10 protein-coding genes are annotated in these 16,139 nt (G+C 72.5%); 7 read left to right on the top strand and 3 right to left on the bottom strand.

Annotation, left to right across the window (positions count from 1 at the left end; genetic code table 11):
* Positions 1-59: 59 nt before the first annotated feature.
* Positions 60-1,037 carry a right-handed parallel beta-helix repeat-containing protein gene (locus tag EMA17_RS01655; protein WP_126635034.1) on the top strand — a complete coding sequence of 326 codons (978 nt, stop codon included), beginning with the start codon at positions 60-62 and terminating at the stop codon, positions 1,035-1,037.
* Between the two features lie 37 nt (positions 1,038-1,074).
* On the opposite strand, the gene EMA17_RS01650 is transcribed toward EMA17_RS01655, so the two are convergent.
* Positions 1,075-1,896 carry a TetR/AcrR family transcriptional regulator gene (locus tag EMA17_RS01650; RefSeq protein WP_126635033.1) on the bottom strand — a complete coding sequence of 274 codons (822 nt, stop codon included), beginning with the start codon at positions 1,894-1,896 and terminating at the stop codon, positions 1,075-1,077.
* Between the two features lie 239 nt (positions 1,897-2,135).
* On the opposite strand from EMA17_RS01650, the gene EMA17_RS01645 reads away from it, so the two are divergent.
* From EMA17_RS01645 to EMA17_RS01635, 3 genes are all read left to right on the top strand, one after another.
* Positions 2,136-4,382: an MMPL family transporter gene (locus EMA17_RS01645; RefSeq protein ID WP_126635032.1), complete on the top strand. Its 2,247-nt coding sequence runs from the start codon at positions 2,136-2,138 to the stop codon at positions 4,380-4,382.
* Between the two features lie 198 nt (positions 4,383-4,580).
* A complete protein-coding gene (locus tag EMA17_RS01640) occupies positions 4,581-5,441 on the top strand; it encodes a class I SAM-dependent methyltransferase (RefSeq protein ID WP_126635031.1) in 861 nt (286 codons plus the stop codon).
* A gap of 274 nt (positions 5,442-5,715) precedes the next feature.
* A complete protein-coding gene (locus EMA17_RS01635; RefSeq protein WP_126635030.1) occupies positions 5,716-6,048 on the top strand; it encodes a histone-like nucleoid-structuring protein Lsr2 in 333 nt (110 codons plus the stop codon).
* Positions 6,049-6,388: 340 nt separating this feature from the next.
* Here EMA17_RS01635 and EMA17_RS01630 read toward each other — a convergent pair whose 3' ends face one another.
* Both EMA17_RS01630 and EMA17_RS01625 read right to left on the bottom strand, forming a co-directional pair.
* Entirely contained in the window at positions 6,389-7,918 is a 1,530-nt protein-coding gene (locus EMA17_RS01630) for an FAD-binding oxidoreductase (RefSeq protein WP_126635029.1), read from the bottom strand.
* 137 nt (positions 7,919-8,055) lie between these two features.
* Positions 8,056-8,586 carry a hypothetical protein gene (locus tag EMA17_RS01625; protein ID WP_126635028.1) on the bottom strand — a complete coding sequence of 177 codons (531 nt, stop codon included), beginning with the start codon at positions 8,584-8,586 and terminating at the stop codon, positions 8,056-8,058.
* Between the two features lie 398 nt (positions 8,587-8,984).
* Between EMA17_RS01625 and EMA17_RS01620 the strand changes: the two genes are divergently transcribed.
* The 3 genes from EMA17_RS01620 to EMA17_RS01610 all read left to right on the top strand — a co-directional run bounded on the left by EMA17_RS01620 (position 8,985) and on the right by EMA17_RS01610 (position 16,098).
* Positions 8,985-9,566 (top strand): sigma-70 family RNA polymerase sigma factor, encoded by a 582-nt coding sequence (locus tag EMA17_RS01620; protein WP_126635027.1) that lies wholly within the window; start codon positions 8,985-8,987, stop codon positions 9,564-9,566.
* A 91-nt stretch (positions 9,567-9,657) separates the two neighbouring features.
* Positions 9,658-11,247, top strand: coding sequence for a hypothetical protein (locus tag EMA17_RS01615; RefSeq protein WP_126635026.1), 1,590 nt, complete (start codon positions 9,658-9,660; stop codon positions 11,245-11,247).
* A 174-nt stretch (positions 11,248-11,421) separates the two neighbouring features.
* Complete coding sequence (locus tag EMA17_RS01610; RefSeq protein WP_126635025.1) at positions 11,422-16,098, top strand: FtsK/SpoIIIE domain-containing protein; 4,677 nt, start codon at positions 11,422-11,424, stop codon at positions 16,096-16,098.
* Positions 16,099-16,139: the final 41 nt, after the last annotated feature.

Genomic DNA, 16,139 nt, shown 5'->3' with positions numbered 1-16,139 from the left:
AGGCACCGGCCCGAATCGCCCGCACGCGTCCCGTCACCGTCTCGACGGAAGGTTGCCCGATGCGCATCCGTACCCTGTCGCTCGCCCTGGTGACCACGCTCGGCACCGTGCTCGCCGCCGCGCCGCCCGGCCACGCCGCCGCGTCCGCGACCGACCCGGTCCTGCTCGTGTCGACCTCGGCGCAGCTCAAGTCGGCGTTGGCCGCGGTCGTCCCGGGCACCACCATCCGCCTCGCCGACGGCACGTACACCGGCAACTTCCGGACCACCAGGGCCGGTCGCGCCGACGCCCGGATCACCCTCGTCGGCTCCGCGAACGCCGTACTGCGCACCAACACCGGCGGCGGCAACGCCCTGCACCTCGACGGCGCCGCCTACTGGACCGTGCGCGGCGTCACCCTCACCCACGCCCAGAAGGGCATCATGATCGACGCCGCCCGCGGCGTCCTGATCGACTCCGTCACCGTGCACGAACTCACCATGGAGGGCGTGCACTTCCGCAACTCCAGCAGCGACGGCGCGATCGTCGACTCACGGATCCACGACACCGGCCGGGACGATCGCGGCATGGGCGAGGGCGTGTACGTCGGCACCGCCAACACGCTTGCCGACCGCAGCGATCGGGTGCAGATCCTGCGCAACGTGATCGGCCCCGACGTGCGCGGCGAGGCGGTGGACCTGAAGGAGGGCACCACCGGCGGCCGGGTCGCGGGCAACGTCTTCGACGGCACGGGCCTGACCGGGAACAACTACGACGACTCGTGGGTCGACGTGAAGGGCAACGGCTACCTGATCGAGGACAACACGGGCCGCAACAGCACGAACGACGGCTTCCAGGTGCACGCGCAGTTCCCGGGTTGGGGCTGCGGCACCGTCTTTCACGCCAACCGTGCCGACCTGACCGGCGCGACGGGCCCGGACCGACTCGCCATCCACGCCTTCTCGTACACCGCCGCCTGCCCCACCACCGTCACCGCCGACAACACGGTCGTCGGCGGCAACGGCCTGGTCGACGCGGACGTCCCGATCATCCCCTGACCACGCCCCCGACGCCGTCCCCGGCGGGCCGCACCGCTCACGGGCGGGGCTTTCGTGCCCGAACGGCCCGATCCGCCGGGGGGATGCGGTGGTGGATGTCGGCGAGCATCGTGTGCATCGCGATGCGGAAGATCTCCGCCTGGTGGGTGTCCAGGAACGAGGTGTGGCCGAACACCTCCAGGGCGACCAGGCCGTGCATGTGTCCCCAGGCGCTCAGGATGATGGCGACGGCGGGCGGCGGCAGCGAGCCCAGCCCGTCCGGTGGCAGCCGCTCCAACTCCTCGAGCAGCGCCGGCGACAGCGGTGGGATGTCCGCGGCGGCCAATTGCTCGGTGGTCGACCCGCCGAACAGTTCGCGCTCGAAGATCGCGCTCATCCGACGCACGGCCTGGGTGGTCGGGCCGTCGGTGGGTGCCGCGTAGTGGCGCAGCGGCGCGCCGTAGATCAGCTGGAAGCGTTCCGGATTGGCGACGGCCCACCGGCGGTAGCCCTCCGCCGCCGCCACCATGCGTGACAGGCCCGGTTCGGCCACGGCGTCCACCGCGACCTGTACCGCGTCGGCCAGGTCGTCGTACGCCTTGGTGATGAGCGCGGTGACGAGGTCGTCCCGGCTCGGGAAGTAGTGGTAGAGCGCCTGCACGGTCATCCCCAGGCCGCGCGCGACCGCGCGCAGCGACAACGAGTGCGGCCCCTCCCGGTCGATGTGGTCCTCGGCGGCGCTCAGGATCTCCCGCACGGCGACGGCCCGGCGCCGCTCACGCAGCGTGGGCGGCGCGGGTGCCGGCGGGGCGGACGACGCGGACGGCTCGGACGACGCGGGCGGCGTGGGCCCGGTCGAACCGGCTTCGACTGGAGACATGCGACGACCTTACGACGAAGGTTCCGGCACGCCACGACCCGGGCGAGCCCTGTGAAGAAAATCTAACACTGCCAAAGTTTCTTGTACCTCACTAGGGTCGTCAAGGGCGACGGGGAAAGCGGAAGCGCCTCCCCTCCCGGACCCGGACACCGCCGATGGGCCACCCACCCACGCGCGCCGCGATCGGCGCATTTCCTGTCTTTTCTGTTGTTTACGGCAAGAGCCCAAGGAGACAACCCGTGTTTGAACGCATAGCCGAACTCACGGTTCGCCGGCCGAAATCGGTACTCGTCGTCGCGGGTCTGCTCGTGGTCCTGATGGGCGTCCTGGGCACCGGCGCGTTCGGCAAACTGCTGAGCGGGGGCGGGTTCGACGACTCGGCCTCGGAGTCCACCCGCGCCAAACAGATCATCGACAAGAAGTTCGGCGGGGAGACCAACCTGGTCCTGCTGGTCCGCGCCCCCGACGGCGGCGGCGTCGACGGCCCCGCGGCCAAGCAGGGCGGGCAGAACCTGGTCGCCGACCTCAAGAAGGAGAAACACCTCGACAACGTGATCTCCTACTGGGACGCGGGCATCCCGGAACTGCGCTCCAAGAACGGCCAACAGGCCATGGTGCTCGCCCACGTGAAGGGCGACGACAGCGAGCGTGCGGAGAACGTCAAGGGCATCCTCGAGCACTACACCGGACACTACGGGCCCGGGCTCACCGTCCGGGCCGGCGGCGCCACCGCCGTGGGCGACGAGTTGTCCAAGCAGGTGGTGAAGGACCTCGTCCTGGCCGAGGCGATCGCCGTACCGCTGACCCTGCTGCTGCTCCTGGTCGTCTTCGGCAGCGTGGTCGCGGCGCTGCTGCCGCTGGTGATCGGTACCGTCGCGGTCGTCGGCACGTTCGCCGAACTCGCGGTCCTCGGCGGCCTCACCGACGTCTCGGTCTTCGCGATCAACCTGACCACGGCCCTCGGCCTCGGCCTGGGCATCGACTACGCCCTGTTGATGATCAACCGATTCCGCGAACACCTCGCGGCCGGGGCGGAGGTGGACGACGCCGTCCGGCACACCGTGCGCACCGCGGGCCGCACGGTGGCGTTCTCCGCGGCCACGGTCGCCGCCGCGCTCGGCTCACTCCTGGTGTTCCCGCAGTTCTTCCTCCGCTCGTTCGCCTACGCCGGGGTCGGCGTGATCGTCGTCGCCGCGGTCGCCACCCTGTTCGTGATGCCCGCGCTGCTCGCCCTCCTGGGGCACCGGGTCAACAGCGGCCGCATGCCGTGGGTGAGGTTCGACCGCCCCGCCTCCGCCCGCACGCCCCTGTGGGGACGGATCGCCGGCACCGTCATGCGGCGTCCCGCGCTCACCGCGATTCCGGTGCTCGCCGTACTGCTGCTGGCCGCGAGCCCGCTGCTCGGCATCACCTTCGGCACGGCCGACGAACGGGTGCTGCCCGAGGACGCGCAGAGCCGTGAGGTCTCGACCGCGCTGCGGGCGAACTTCGACGGCAACGACGCCGCGGCCGTACACATCGTCATCGACGGTCCGGTGACCGAGGGCCCGTTGGCGGCGTACGCGAGCGAACTGTCCCGGCACGAGAACGTGGTCCGCGTGGCGACCTCCGCCGGCACGTACATCGGCGGCCGGCCCGCCGCGCCCGGCACCGGCAACCCGGCGATGGGCCGCCCGGACGCCCAGCGCATCGACGTGGTGAGCGCCCTGGCCCCCAAGTCGGACGCCGCCCAGGACCTGGTCGCCGACGTACGGTCGGTCACGCCGCCCCCGGGGACCCATCCGCTGGTCAGCGGCACCGACGCCGAACTGGTCGACTCCAAGGACTCGATCGGCGGCCGACTCCCCGCCGCGATCGCCCTGGTCGCCGTCACCACCTTCCTCCTGCTCTTCCTGTTCACCGGCAGCGTCGTACAGCCGCTGCGCGCACTGCTCCTGAACATGATCAGCCTGGGCGCGGCCCTGGGCGTGATGACCTGGATGTTCCAGGACGGTCACCTCGCCTCCCTGTTCGGCTTCACCGCGCAGCCGATGGACACGTCGATGACCGTGTTGATGTTCTGCATCGCCTTCGGCCTGTCGATGGACTACGAGGTGTTCGTCCTCAGCCGGATCAAGGAACTGCACGACGAGGGCGAGGGCACCGAGTCGGCCGTGGTCAACGGCCTCGGCCACACGGGACGCATCGTCAGCGCCGCGGCCGCGCTGCTCGCGGTCAGCTTCTTCGCCTTCGGAACGGCCGAGATCGGCTTCATGCAGATGTTCGGCATGGGTACGGGACTGGCCATCCTGATCGACGCGATCGCCGTGCGGGGCGTGCTGGTCCCCGTCGCGATGCGGCTGCTCGGCCGCGCGGCCTGGTACGCGCCCGGCCCGCTGCGCAGGTTCCACGACCGCTTCGGCCTGAGCGAGGGCGGCCCGGCGCCGGCCACCGCGCCCAAGCCACTGGTCGGCGCGGCGAGCGCGAAGGACTCGGCGGGCGTCTGAGCACGGCGGTACGGGCGGCGGGCCGGGCGCGGATTCGCGCCCGGCCCGCCGCCGCGTGCGCGCACCGCCGCGCGCCTCGCGCGCCGGGCCACCCGTCCCGGGCCGTCGTCTTGCGTACCGGGCAACCCGGCTCGGCATCGCCTTGCGCATCCGGCAACCCATCGGGTCGGCGGCGCGCGATCCGCCTAGCGTGACGGCATGACCCACCCCGCGCCCCACGGCACGCACACCGCCCACGAGCACGTACACGTCGAGACCGACCTCGCGGAGATCCTGGACCTGGACGCGGAAGTCCTCGCCGAGCACATCGCGGCCGTCACCGCGTCGCTGCCCACGGAAACCGACCCCCGGCACATCGTGGACCTGGGCTGCGGAACCGGCGCCGGTACGCTCGCCCTGCTCCGACGTTTCCCGAACTCCCGGGTGACGGCCGTCGACTCCGCCCCCGCCCACCTGGATCGCCTGCGGGACAAGGCGGTCGCCGACGGCGTGGACGAGCGTCTGCGCATCGTGCGGGCCGACCTCGACACCCCGACCCTGCCCGACCTCGGCCGCCCGGAGCTGGTCTGGGCGTCCGCCTCGATGCACCACATGAGCGACCCCGACCGAACCCTGCGTCAGGTCCGCGAACTGCTTTCCCCGGGCGGCGTGTTCCTGATGATCGAACTGGCCGCCTTCCCGCGCTTCCTGCCCCCCGCGGCCCCGGCGGACAGCCCCGGCCTCGAAGACCGCTGCCACGCCGCGATCGATCGCGAACACGCGGCGACGACCTCCCACCGCGGCGCGGACTGGACCCCCAAACTCACCGCCGCCGGCTTCACCATCGAATCCGAGAACACCCGAACTCTGCACGTCCCCGCCGCGCGGAACCCGGCGGTGACCCGCTACGCCCACACCACCTTCACCGGGCTGCGCACCAGGATCGGCCGGCTGCTGACCCCCGAGGACCGCACCGCCCTGGACCGCCTCCTCGACCCCGAGTCCCCGCAAAGCCTGCGCAACCGCGACGACCTGGCCCTGCGAACCCGACGCACGACCTGGACCACCCGCGCCGGCTGACCCCGCGCCGGCAACCCGATCCCCCGCCACTTCCGGGGCAATGCCAAAAGTGTCGACGCCGGCACTTCGTCCCGACGACAATAGCGACGCGTGGAAATGCGATCCCTCTCTCCGATGCGCGATCGGGATAAAGATCGGATCGTATCCAAAGCCGTTTTCGCCGCCCGACAATTCCGAAGCGAACCGAATCACCTGATCTCCCGGTCGTCGGGTAGGCGACGTGGACCCCCTTTCCGTTACGATCAGCCCGCTCCCAGGAAGGGGATTCTCACCAATGGCTCAGCGCGTAGTCACGCTCTACACGGATGACATCACCGGCAACGAGGGTGAAGACATCGCAACGCACACCTTCGGCTTGGACGGCGTCACCTACGAGATCGACCTCGGCCAGGACACGTACCAGCAACTGCTGGACGCCCTCGGCCCGTACTTCCACGCCGGCCGCAAGACCGGCACGTCGCGCCGCACCGCCGTCAAGGCCCACAGGACCGGCGACGGTCCGGACCCGGTGAAGGTCAGGGAGTGGGCCAAGGCACAGGGCATCGAGATCAACGCACGCGGCCGGGTACCGGGTGACATCGTGGCGAAGTACCAGGCGGCGCACTGACCCGGACGCGCTCGCGCGGACGCGGGACAGGCCCGGTGCGGAGGCCGCGCGGAGGCGCCACGGCGCGCCCCCGGCCTCCGCACCCGTCGGCCGCCGACCCCGCGACGGTCGACGGGGTTCGTACGAGGGCGTGGCCGCGGAGATCGACGTGACGTGGCACGACGCGCCGAACGCCGTCGACCGCGGGGCCGATCCGGAGCGGATCGGCTGCCCCCTGTGTCGGGGCGACATCGACCCGGGCTGGTGCGGCGACCTCCTCGAGGCCCACCGCGACGGCCGGATCCGGGCGCACATCCGCGCCGCGACGGGAGCGCTCCCGCGTCGAGGGCCCGGCAGCCGATCAGGCGTTGGCGACCGACTGCGGGAAGGCGAGGACGCCCGTCGGGTCGTAGCGGTGGGCCACCGACTTCAGGCGTGGGAGGTTGCCGGCGTAGTAGGCGGTGCCCCAGTCGGGGAGGGTCGCGTCGATGTAGTTGACGTAGGCGCCCGTCGCGCCCAGTGCGGCGAGGCCGTCGCGGACCGCGTCCACCGCCTCGGTGGCCGCCGCCTGGCCGGCCGGCGTGGTGTTCGCGTAGATCTGGGCGGTGGCCAGGGCGTTGCGGTGCGGGAAGGCGGTCGCGTCGGGGGCGAGTTCGGCCACGGCGCCGCCCATCGAGTCGAGGAGCAGGTCCAGCCCGACGCGGCCGGCCATCAGACCCACCACCGCCTCGCCGTCCACCGCGGCGGTCAGTACGCGGGAGACGGCGACGAAGGCCGCGCGGGTCAGTCGTCCGCCCTCGAACGTCGGGTGGCACTGGGCGATGGTGTCCGTCGAACAGCCGGCCATGTACTTCATCGCGTCCAGGTAGTTCTTCGGCTGCACACCGCGGGTTCCGGGCTGCGTTCCGACGGCCGCGATCAGCGCGTCCAGGAGCGGGTTCAGCGCGTCGGGCGTGCCGACGTAGCAGCCGCCCACCCGACACGTCGGCGGCGTGCCGCCGGAGATCACGCAGTTCGACCACAACTCCGGTCGCGCGTCCGCGATCCATGCCTGCCAGGCCCCGACCACCGAGGGCGTCGCGCCGGCCGGGAAACGCAGCGAGAACACGGTGAGCGGGGGCGCCGGCTCCGTGCGGAACGTGAACCGCGTGACCACGCCGAAGTTGCCGCCGCCCCCACCGCGCAGCGCCCAGTACAGGTCCGGCTCGGCGCACTCGGACACGGTGAGCACGCGCGAGTCGGCGGTGACCACCTCGGCCGCGACCAGCCGGTCGCAGGTGAGCCCGTACTTGCGGGTCAGCACCCCGATCCCGCCGCCCAGGGTCAGCCCGCCGATCCCCACCGTCGGGCACGAGCCGCCCGGCAGCAGCCGGCCCGCCTGCGCCAGTCCGGCGTAGACCTCGATCAGCCGGGCGCCCGCGCCGACGTCCACCGTCCCGTCGTCGCGCACCTCGATCCGCGCCATCGGTCGCAGGTCCATCACCAGCCCGTCGTCGGGCACGCTGTATCCGAGGTAGCTGTGCCCTCCGCTGCGCGCGGCGATCGGCACGCCGTGCCCTCGGGCCGCGTCCAGGCAGCTCTGTACATCCGTCGCCGAGGTACATCGGGCCACCGCCGCCGGCATTCGGCCGTCGTACAGCTCGTTGAAGCCGAGCCGGGCCACGTCGTATCCCTGGTCCGCGGGCAGCAGCAACCGACCGTCGAGGCGCGCCTTCAACGCCGACCAGTCCGGCGGCCCGGCCGTCGGCGCCCGCGTCCCGGCCGGCGTCCCGGCCCAGGGCGCCGGCCGGCTCACGGCGCCCCGCACCGATCCGCCGGCCGTCGACCCCGTGAGCACCAACGCGCCGCCGACCCCCAGGGCGGTCAGGAATCCTCGTCGATCGATCGTCATACAGCCACATCTCCCGGCGACCCGTGCGTCCCGCGTGCCGGTGACGCATACCCTGTGTTATCGCAAGCTTTACCCCCGAATCGGTCGAAGGCGCGCCGGGCTGCGCTCATCGGTGGATACGACAGGGCCCACCCGGCTCAGTCCACCCCGCCGATCACGGCCCTGCCCTCGGCCGCGGCGGCGGCGAAGAACGGGCCCAGGTCCTCCAATTCGTGGTCCTCGCGCTCCTCCTCCCACCGAGCCGCCCGGCCGCCGCGGACCCAGCCTTCGGCGACCAGACCCTCGGCCACCCGACGGACCTCGTCCGGGGCGAGGACGAAGGCGGGCCCGTAGCAGAACTCGTACTCCTCGACGACGTCGCCATCGTTCCCGGTCGCCCTGGCCAGCCACGGGTAGGCCGACTCCCAGTCGGCCGTGCCCTCCTCGGCCCGCGCCCGGCTCTCGGCGACCGCGGCCAGGAGGCGGTAGTCGCACATGTAGGAGTCCGCGCGCGGACGAAACGCGCCGGGGAGCACGGCCGCTTCCTCCGGATCGGATCCGTCGGACGGGTCGTTTCGGTCGGGTTCGTCGGACGGGTCGAAGAAGAGTGTCCCGATCAGTTCGGGCCGCTCCCGTACCGCCGCCGGCACCGACGGTTCGACCTTCGCGAGGGTCAACCACATGGACATGCGCTCTCGGCTTCCCTTCCGCCTGTTCGGCCGGCCGACGGCCGTCCGATCCACGCGGGGAAGGTACCGGCGGCCTCGGACACGTCTGTCCTCCGCCCGTGTTCCTCACGTCGACCGGGATGCAACCCGCGAGCGGCGGAGCGCGTGTGCGGAGGGAAACCTCGGTTCGGAGAGGTGTGGATGAACACGGTTTGTCGCGGTCGCCGGAGAGAGGGGGTTCCGGATGGGAACACACGAGATCGACGCTCGCCAACGGCCCTGTCGAGGCCGGTACTCGGCCTTTTCGGCGGTGGTTGCGAATCCTCAAATTCAGCGCAGATCCAACAACCTTGTAACGCGCCGTGGTTAGTGTTCGCGGTTCGAGCCGACACACATCCGGGAAGCGAGGGTCCGGGCCCGTGACGTCTTTTTGTACCCGAGGCCGTGACACCGGCGGCCAGGCCTGCTCGACACCCGACGGCGAGCCCGCGGACCTCGCGGAACCCGCGGACCTCGCCGAACGCGTCTATCGGCAATACTCCACCCCCCTGTTGTCGTTCTGCCTCAAGCTCACCGGCGGGGACCGGCCGTGGGCCGAGGACGTGGTCCAGGAGACCATGTTGCGCGCGTGGCGGCACGCGGGCACGATCGCCGACGACACGTCCAACCTGATGCCGTGGCTGGCGACGGTGGCGCGCCGGATCGTGATGGACGACCGCCGCGCGCGCCGTTCCCGGCCGCAGGAGTGCAGCCCGGAGCCCCTGGAGTACGTTTTGGCCGACGACCAATGGGAGCCCCTGCTCTGGAAGATGGCCGTCGCCGACGCACTGCCCTCGCTCACCGCCGCGCATCGCGAGATCATCGCCGAGACGGTGTTGAGCGATCGCGATCTCAAACAGGCCGCCGAACTGCTCGGCATCCCGGTCGGCACGGCGAAATCCCGTACGTACTACGCGATCCGCGCCCTGCGGCAGGCTCTGGAGGAGCGCGGCGGCGGATGAACACCCGAAATTCCATACAGTTTCGCGCGGACCACGCGGCAGCACGGTCGGGTGCTGTCGTGGATGCCCGATGTGGGGAGCTACCCGGCAGATGAGGAACACCGATCCGCTCGACTTCTTCGCGAACCACCGCGAAACGATCCTCCGTTGGGGCGGCATCTCGGCCGCCGCGCTCGTGGTCTTCCTGATCCTCCGGTTCTTCGCGATGCGAATGGGCGGATGGAAGGCGGCGACACGGCGGTTGTGGCGGGAAATCGCGCTGACGGCCTACGCGTTCGCCGGCCCGGTGCGGGCCTGGCTGCGATATCGGCGCTCGGTTCGGGTGCTGGTACGGGGCCTGGGTGCGGGGGCGACCTGGCGGGACGCGGAACGTGCCCTGGTGGCCGCGAAGTTCGCCGCCGCGCCCGCCCAACCGTACGCCGCCGTCGTCGGCGAGGACACGGTGACGGTGCTGTTCGCCGCCGCCGGGATGCCGTCGCCTCGGGGCGTCTGGCGGCCGGTGCCCGACGACCCTTGGTCCTGGACGGCCGTCCGGGCGGAGTTGCCGTCGGTCACGCCGGACGCGGACGGGGCCAGGCCGATCGTCGTCACCCTGGGCGAGCGCGACCGGGAGTGCGTGTTCCTCGACCTCGTGGTCGGCCCGGCGATGGTGTGCGTACAGGGCGATCCGCGTTCGGGACCGGCCCTGTTCCAGGCGGTCGCGGCCCAATTGGACGCCAGGCTGCCGAGCGGACAGGTCGTGGTCGCCGACGGGGTGCACCGCGATGTGGCCGGACAGCCGGTGCGGGAGGCGTACCGGACCGCCCGCGGCCGACCGCCACGGCTGGGGCTGCCCGTGTTCCTGGTGACCCCGGAGCTGCCCGATCCACTGCCGCCCGAGCTGACCGAACCACCCGGCGACGAACTCCCGTTGCGGCTGCTGCTCGGCGGGCCGGGACGGGGACACATCCGGACGCTGCTCACCGATCGACACGGTCGGGTCGGTCTGCCCGGCACCCCGCTGCTGGTGGTGTGCCACGCCCTCGGCGCGGCGCTGGCCCGGGTACTGCCGACCGTTCCGCCGGTGCTGCCACCGGTACCCGCGCCCGTGGCCCGCTCCGGAGCGGACCACGCCACGTGGTTCGCCGAGGAGGAGAGCGGGGCCGAAACCCCCGTCGCCCAACCGCGGACGGCGGCGCCCGCGGCCGTCACGGAACCGGTCGAATCCATGGCCTCGGCCGTCTCGGCACGATCCTCGACCGCCGAGCCCGCCTCGGCCCGCCCCGCACACGAATCGACGGCGGCGGGCACGTTCCGCGCCCCGGCCCCCACCACACCCACGGGATCACCCGCCGTCTCGGCCCGCCGAGAGGCAACCCCCCGCCGGGAACCGGCCGGCACCTCCGGCCGACCTCCCATCACCGAACCGCCCACCGGCCGCGATCCCGCCCCGATCATCGAGCCCACCCACAGGCCCGACCCCTCTCCCCCGACCGAACCGACCCACGGACCCGACGCGTCTCCCCCCGCCGAACCGACCCACCGGCTCGACGCGTCTCCCCCCGACGAACCGACTCCCGGGCCCGACGCGTCTCCCCCCGACGAACCGACCCCCGACGGACCCGATCCGGCCACCGACACCCCCACCGACCAAACCCCCGATCCCGCCCGGGAGCCGTTCCCCCCCGGCTCTCGGGCCTGAGGGCCTGTCCCGCGGGATCTCGAAGGGGCCGCGCCAACCGGTACCGAACGGCGCGGCCGATCCACCGAGATCCGCCGCACAGGCCCACCGCGGCCCCGCCCCACCCCCGGACCACCCCCGCCGGGGGGCGGGGCGGGGCCCACTCCCCCCTCCCCCACCCCGCGAGAGAGTTGCATGCCCGTGAATCTCGCTCTCACCACCACCGATCCGCAGGGCCGACGCTCCGATCACCTGCTGGACGTGCCCGATTCGGCGACCGTCGCCGACCTCGGGGCGGTGCTGGGCGCCGCCGATCTGTTCCTGGGCGATCGGCGGCTCAATCCCGACGCGCGCGTGGGCGCGAGCGGCATCCGCGCCGGCGCGGTGATCGGCCTCGGCGGTCCCGCGCCGACCGAGACCGCGACCCGCGCGTGGCGACCGCCCGGGTCCGATCCGGTCCTGGTCACCGTCCGGCACGTCTCGGGCCCCGGCGCGGGCCGGGTATGGCGACTCGGCCCCGGCCGGCACGAGGTCGGCACCGATCGCGCGTGCGCGTTGCGCCTGGACGGCGGCGGAGCCCCCGCGCAGGGCACCTGGATCACGGTCGGCGCGGACGGCTCCGTCACGGTCACCCTCCCGGACGACGTCGACGCGGACGACTGCGGCCTGCGCAGCCTCACCCCGCCCCCGCCCGTCGACCCGATCACCGGCACGCCGCTGTCCGCCGAGGAGCCCGCCGGCACGCAGGAGGGCGGCCCCGGCGGGCACTCGACGGAGCCCCCGCCGACGGGCCCGGACGGACAACCCGTAGTGCCCCCGCCGCCACCCGTCGGCCGGCTGCCGGCACTCGACGACGGCTCGCTGCCCTGGCCGACCTACGCCGACCTGTCCCTCGGCGAGCACCTGCTGCGTCCGGGCCCACCGGACGAACCCGAGGCCGCGGTCCGCCCGGCCCCGGACGGCCTCGGCATCGAATACAACCGGCCGCCGCGCATCGCCCCGCACCTGGACGCCGAGTCCATCCGGATGATGGGTCCGCCGACGGACAACAGCAAGCGGCCGTTCCCCTTCCTGATGATGATCGCCCCGCTCCTGATGGGCCTGGCGATGATGTTCCTGTTCCGGAGCCTGTTCTTCGTCATCTTCGTGTTCTTCACCCCGCTGATGGCGGTCGGCAACTGGATCTCCGGCAAACGCACCGGACGCCGGGACTACCAGGAGGCGAAGCGGGTCTACCGCATCCGCCGCTCGGCCCTCGAAACCGAGATGCGCCGGGCGACCGTGGACGAACGCGGGCTGCGCAACTCGACGTTCCCCGACCCCGCGGCGTTGTTGCTGACCGCGACCGGCCCGGGCCTGGCCCTGTGGCAGCGCCGGCGGCGCGACTCCGACCATCTGACCATCCGACTGGGCACACTCACCCGCGCGTCCCTCAAGAGCATCGACGACCAGGCCCGGGAAAACCACTACCGCAACGTCAACTGGCGCATCGCGGACGTGCCGTTCGGGGTCGAGATGACCGCCTTCGGGGTGGTCGGGATCGGCGCTTCCGGGGAGTTGCCGCGCCGGATCGCGAGTTGGGCGGTGATCCAGACCGCCGTCCTGCACAGCCCGCGCGACGTGCGCATCGTCGTGTTGACCGAGGACGAACACGCCGACGCCTGGCAGTGGGTACGGTGGCTGCCGCACCTGCGGCCCGGCCGGGCCGGCGCCGCGGTGGTGGCCCTGGGCACCGACCCGGAGAGCACCGCACACCGGGTCAACGAGTTGATCTCCGACGTGCAGACCCGCCTGGACTCCTCGCAGTCGGCGCTCGGCCCCACGTTGCAGCGCGAGCCCGACGTGCTGGTGATCCTGGACGGCGCCCGCCGCCTGCGCGATGTGCCGGGCATGATCGACGTGTTGAGCAACGGCCCGGCCGTGCGGGTGTTCAGCCTGTGCCTGGAGGAGCGCGAACACATGCTGCCGGAGGAGTGCACGGCGGTGGTGACGGCGAACGGCGGCCGGCTCGACCTGAAGGCGTCACACGTGCCGGAGGTGAAGGGCATCCGGGCGGATCTGGTCGACCCCGCCTGGTGCGAGGAGGTCGCGCGTGCCCTCGCGCCGGTGCTCGACGTCACCGTGGAGAGCGATTCCGGACTGCCCTCCGAGGTCGCGCTGTTGCCGCTGATCGGCCAGGAACCGCCGGACGCCGAGGTGCTGCTCCGGACCTGGGCGCGCCGCCCGGCGTCCACCTCGTTCGTCCTGGGCAGCGGGTACGAGGGCGTGTTGCGCCTGGACCTGGTCCGCGACGGCCCGCACGGCCTGATCGGCGGCACCACCGGCTCGGGCAAGTCGGAACTGCTCCAGACGATGATCGCGTCGCTGGCCGCGGTCAACCGGCCCGACGAACTGACCTTCGTACTGGTCGACTACAAGGGCGGCAGCGCGTTCCGCGAATGCGCCGAACTCCCGCACACGCTCGGCATGATCACCGACCTCGACGGCCACCTGGTCAAACGCGCGCTGGCCTCCCTCGACGCCGAACTCCGCCGCCGCGAGACGGTCCTGAACGAGGTCGAGGCCAAGGACCACACCGAGTACCGGATCAAGCGCGCGCGTGATCCGCGCCTGGCCCCGCTGCCCCGACTGCTGCTGGTGATCGACGAGTTCGCCACCCTGGTCCGGGAACTGCCGGACTTCGTACCCGGCTTGATCAGCCTCGCCCAGCGCGGCCGTTCGCTGGGGCTGCATCTGCTGCTGGCCACCCAGCGGCCCGGCGGCTCGGTCAGCAACGAGATCAAGGCCAACACCAACCTGCGGATGGCCCTGCGGGTGACCGACCGCTCGGAGAGCCAGGACATCATCGACGGCATCGAGGCCGCCGGCATCTCGCCGAACAACCCGGGACGGGCCCTGGTCCGCCGCGGCGAGGGCCCGCCCACGCCGTTCCAGACCGCGTTCGTCGGCGCGGAACGCCCCGGCGCGCTGCCGAGTTCGGTGGCCAAGGCCGCCGTGTCCCGGCCGGTACGCGGCATCCGGGTCGGCTGGCAGCGCCTGGGCCGCCCGCTCGACTTCTCCGAAGCCGACGCCGAGACCGACGTGGACACCGGACCCGAGTCGCGGTTCGACCCGCACGAGAACCCGATGACCGGGCAGTCCGAGGAATTGCCGACGGACCTGCGCGCCCTGGTGGACGCGCTGCGCGAGGCCGCGGACCGGCTGCCCGACTTCCGGCCGCAGCCCAGCCCCTGGCTGCCGCCGCTGGACGACCGCATGCGGCTGGACGAGTTGCCCGCCATCCCGGAGCCGGCGCCCGGCGCACTGCCGATGGTCCCCTACGCCCTGCTCGACATCCCGCAGTTGCAGGCCCGGCGGCTGGCCGCGATCGACTTCGCGTCCTTCGGTCACCTGTACGTCATCGGCGCACCACGCTCGGGCCGCACCCAGGTGCTGCGCACCGTCGCGGGCGCGGCGGCGCTCACCATCCCATGCTCCGACCTGCACATCTACGCGATCGACGCGGCCGGCGGGGGCCTGAGTGTGCTGGAGGCGCTTCCGCACTGCGGCGCGGTCGTCTCCCGCCACGACGCGGAGCGCATGGAGCGGCTGATCAACCGGCTGACCGCCGAACTGACCCTTCGGCAGCGGCTGATCGCCCGGCACGACTGCGCGGACGTCACCGAACTCCGGGGCAAGGTCGGCAAGGACCAACGGCCCGCGCACCTGGTGCTCATGGTGGACGGCTGGGACGCGCTGAGCACCATGCTCGACGACTACGACGGCGGCCGGTTGTACGCCGACGTCGTCCGACTCCTGCGCGAGGGCCAGGGTGCCGGGATCCACGTGATCGCCACGTCGGAGCGACTGTTGCTGGGCGGACGCCTGGCCGCGCACAACGACCATCGGCTGCTGCTGCGCCAGACCGACCCGGGCGACTACACGCTCATCGGGATGCCCCGCAACAGCATCCCGGCGGCGGTGGCGCCGGGGCGGGGTTGGCTCGCGCCGGGGGCGATCGAGGCGCAGATCGCGTTGTTGCCGTCGATCGCCGAGACGCCGGTCGCGGCGGGCGTCGACGGGGAGGACCCGTCGGCGAACGACCAGAGCGACCAGGCCGAGGCGATGCGGGAGTTGGGTCGACGGGCGACCGTCCGCGACAGCACCGTGCCGGACGCACGGCGCCCGTTCCGGGTCGACGAGATGCCGACGCTGATCGGCTTCCAGGAGGCGCACGACCGGATGCCGCAGTCGCTGCGCAAGCCGTTCCACGCGTTGTTGGGCGTGGGCGGCGACGCGGTCGCACCGCTGACCTACGACTTCGCGGACGGCGGCGGGTCGTTCATGGTCGCCGGTCCACCGCGCAGCGGGCGCACCACGGCACTGGCCGCGATGTGTGTGTCGCTGCTGATGGGCGGCACCCGGCTGGTCGTACTCACCCCGCGCGACTCGCAGTTGCGCAAGTTGTCCGCGCACGGCCTGGCGCAGGTGCTCACCGACCCCGATCCGGAGCCGGAGGTGTTGGTGGAGGCGTTGACCTCGGTGCGCGAGCATCCGGTGGTGGTCGTGGTGGACGACGCCGATCTGATGCTGGCCTGCGCCGCCGACTCGGTGTTGCGCCGGATCGCGACGTCCGGCCGGGACCACGGTCAGGGGCTGCTGTTGGCCGGGTTGGCCGAGTCGATGAGTTCGCTGGGTTGGGTCGGCATGGCCCGGCGCTCGCGGCGCGGCCTGCTGCTCGGGCCCAAGACGCTCGGCGAGGCGGACCTGATCGGGGCCCGGCTGTCGGCCGAGCAGGTGCGCACGGCGCTCGGCCCGGGCCGGGGCTGGACCGCGGGCGACTCGGGCGCGGCGATCGCGGTCCAGGTGCCGCTGACGGTCCTGGACGGCTGACCGGAGGCGCCGGGCCCGTCGGCACGTTCGCGTCCACTGCG

The sequence above is a fragment of the Embleya hyalina genome (assembly GCF_003967355.1).
GTDB classification, from domain to species: Bacteria; Actinomycetota; Actinomycetes; order Streptomycetales; family Streptomycetaceae; genus Embleya; species Embleya hyalina.
The sequence above is the reverse complement of the archived record's forward strand: the minus strand, read 5'-3'. Positions and strand labels throughout refer to the sequence as shown.

What these genes read in the sequence shown, in the direction of transcription:
- EMA17_RS01610 (WP_126635025.1), top strand. Translation starts at nt 11,422, where the DNA reads ATGCCCGTGAATCTCGCTCTCACCACCACCGATCCGCAGGGCCGACGC.
- EMA17_RS01650 (WP_126635033.1), bottom strand. Translation starts at nt 1,896, where the DNA reads ATGTCTCCAGTCGAAGCCGGTTCGACCGGGCCCACGCCGCCCGCGTCG.
- EMA17_RS01615 (WP_126635026.1), top strand. Translation starts at nt 9,658, where the DNA reads ATGAGGAACACCGATCCGCTCGACTTCTTCGCGAACCACCGCGAAACG.
- EMA17_RS01635 (WP_126635030.1), top strand. Translation starts at nt 5,716, where the DNA reads ATGGCTCAGCGCGTAGTCACGCTCTACACGGATGACATCACCGGCAAC.
- EMA17_RS01630 (WP_126635029.1), bottom strand. Translation starts at nt 7,918, where the DNA reads ATGACGATCGATCGACGAGGATTCCTGACCGCCCTGGGGGTCGGCGGC.
- EMA17_RS01655 (WP_126635034.1), top strand. Translation starts at nt 60, where the DNA reads ATGCGCATCCGTACCCTGTCGCTCGCCCTGGTGACCACGCTCGGCACC.
- EMA17_RS01625 (WP_126635028.1), bottom strand. Translation starts at nt 8,586, where the DNA reads ATGTCCATGTGGTTGACCCTCGCGAAGGTCGAACCGTCGGTGCCGGCG.
- EMA17_RS01640 (WP_126635031.1), top strand. Translation starts at nt 4,581, where the DNA reads ATGACCCACCCCGCGCCCCACGGCACGCACACCGCCCACGAGCACGTA.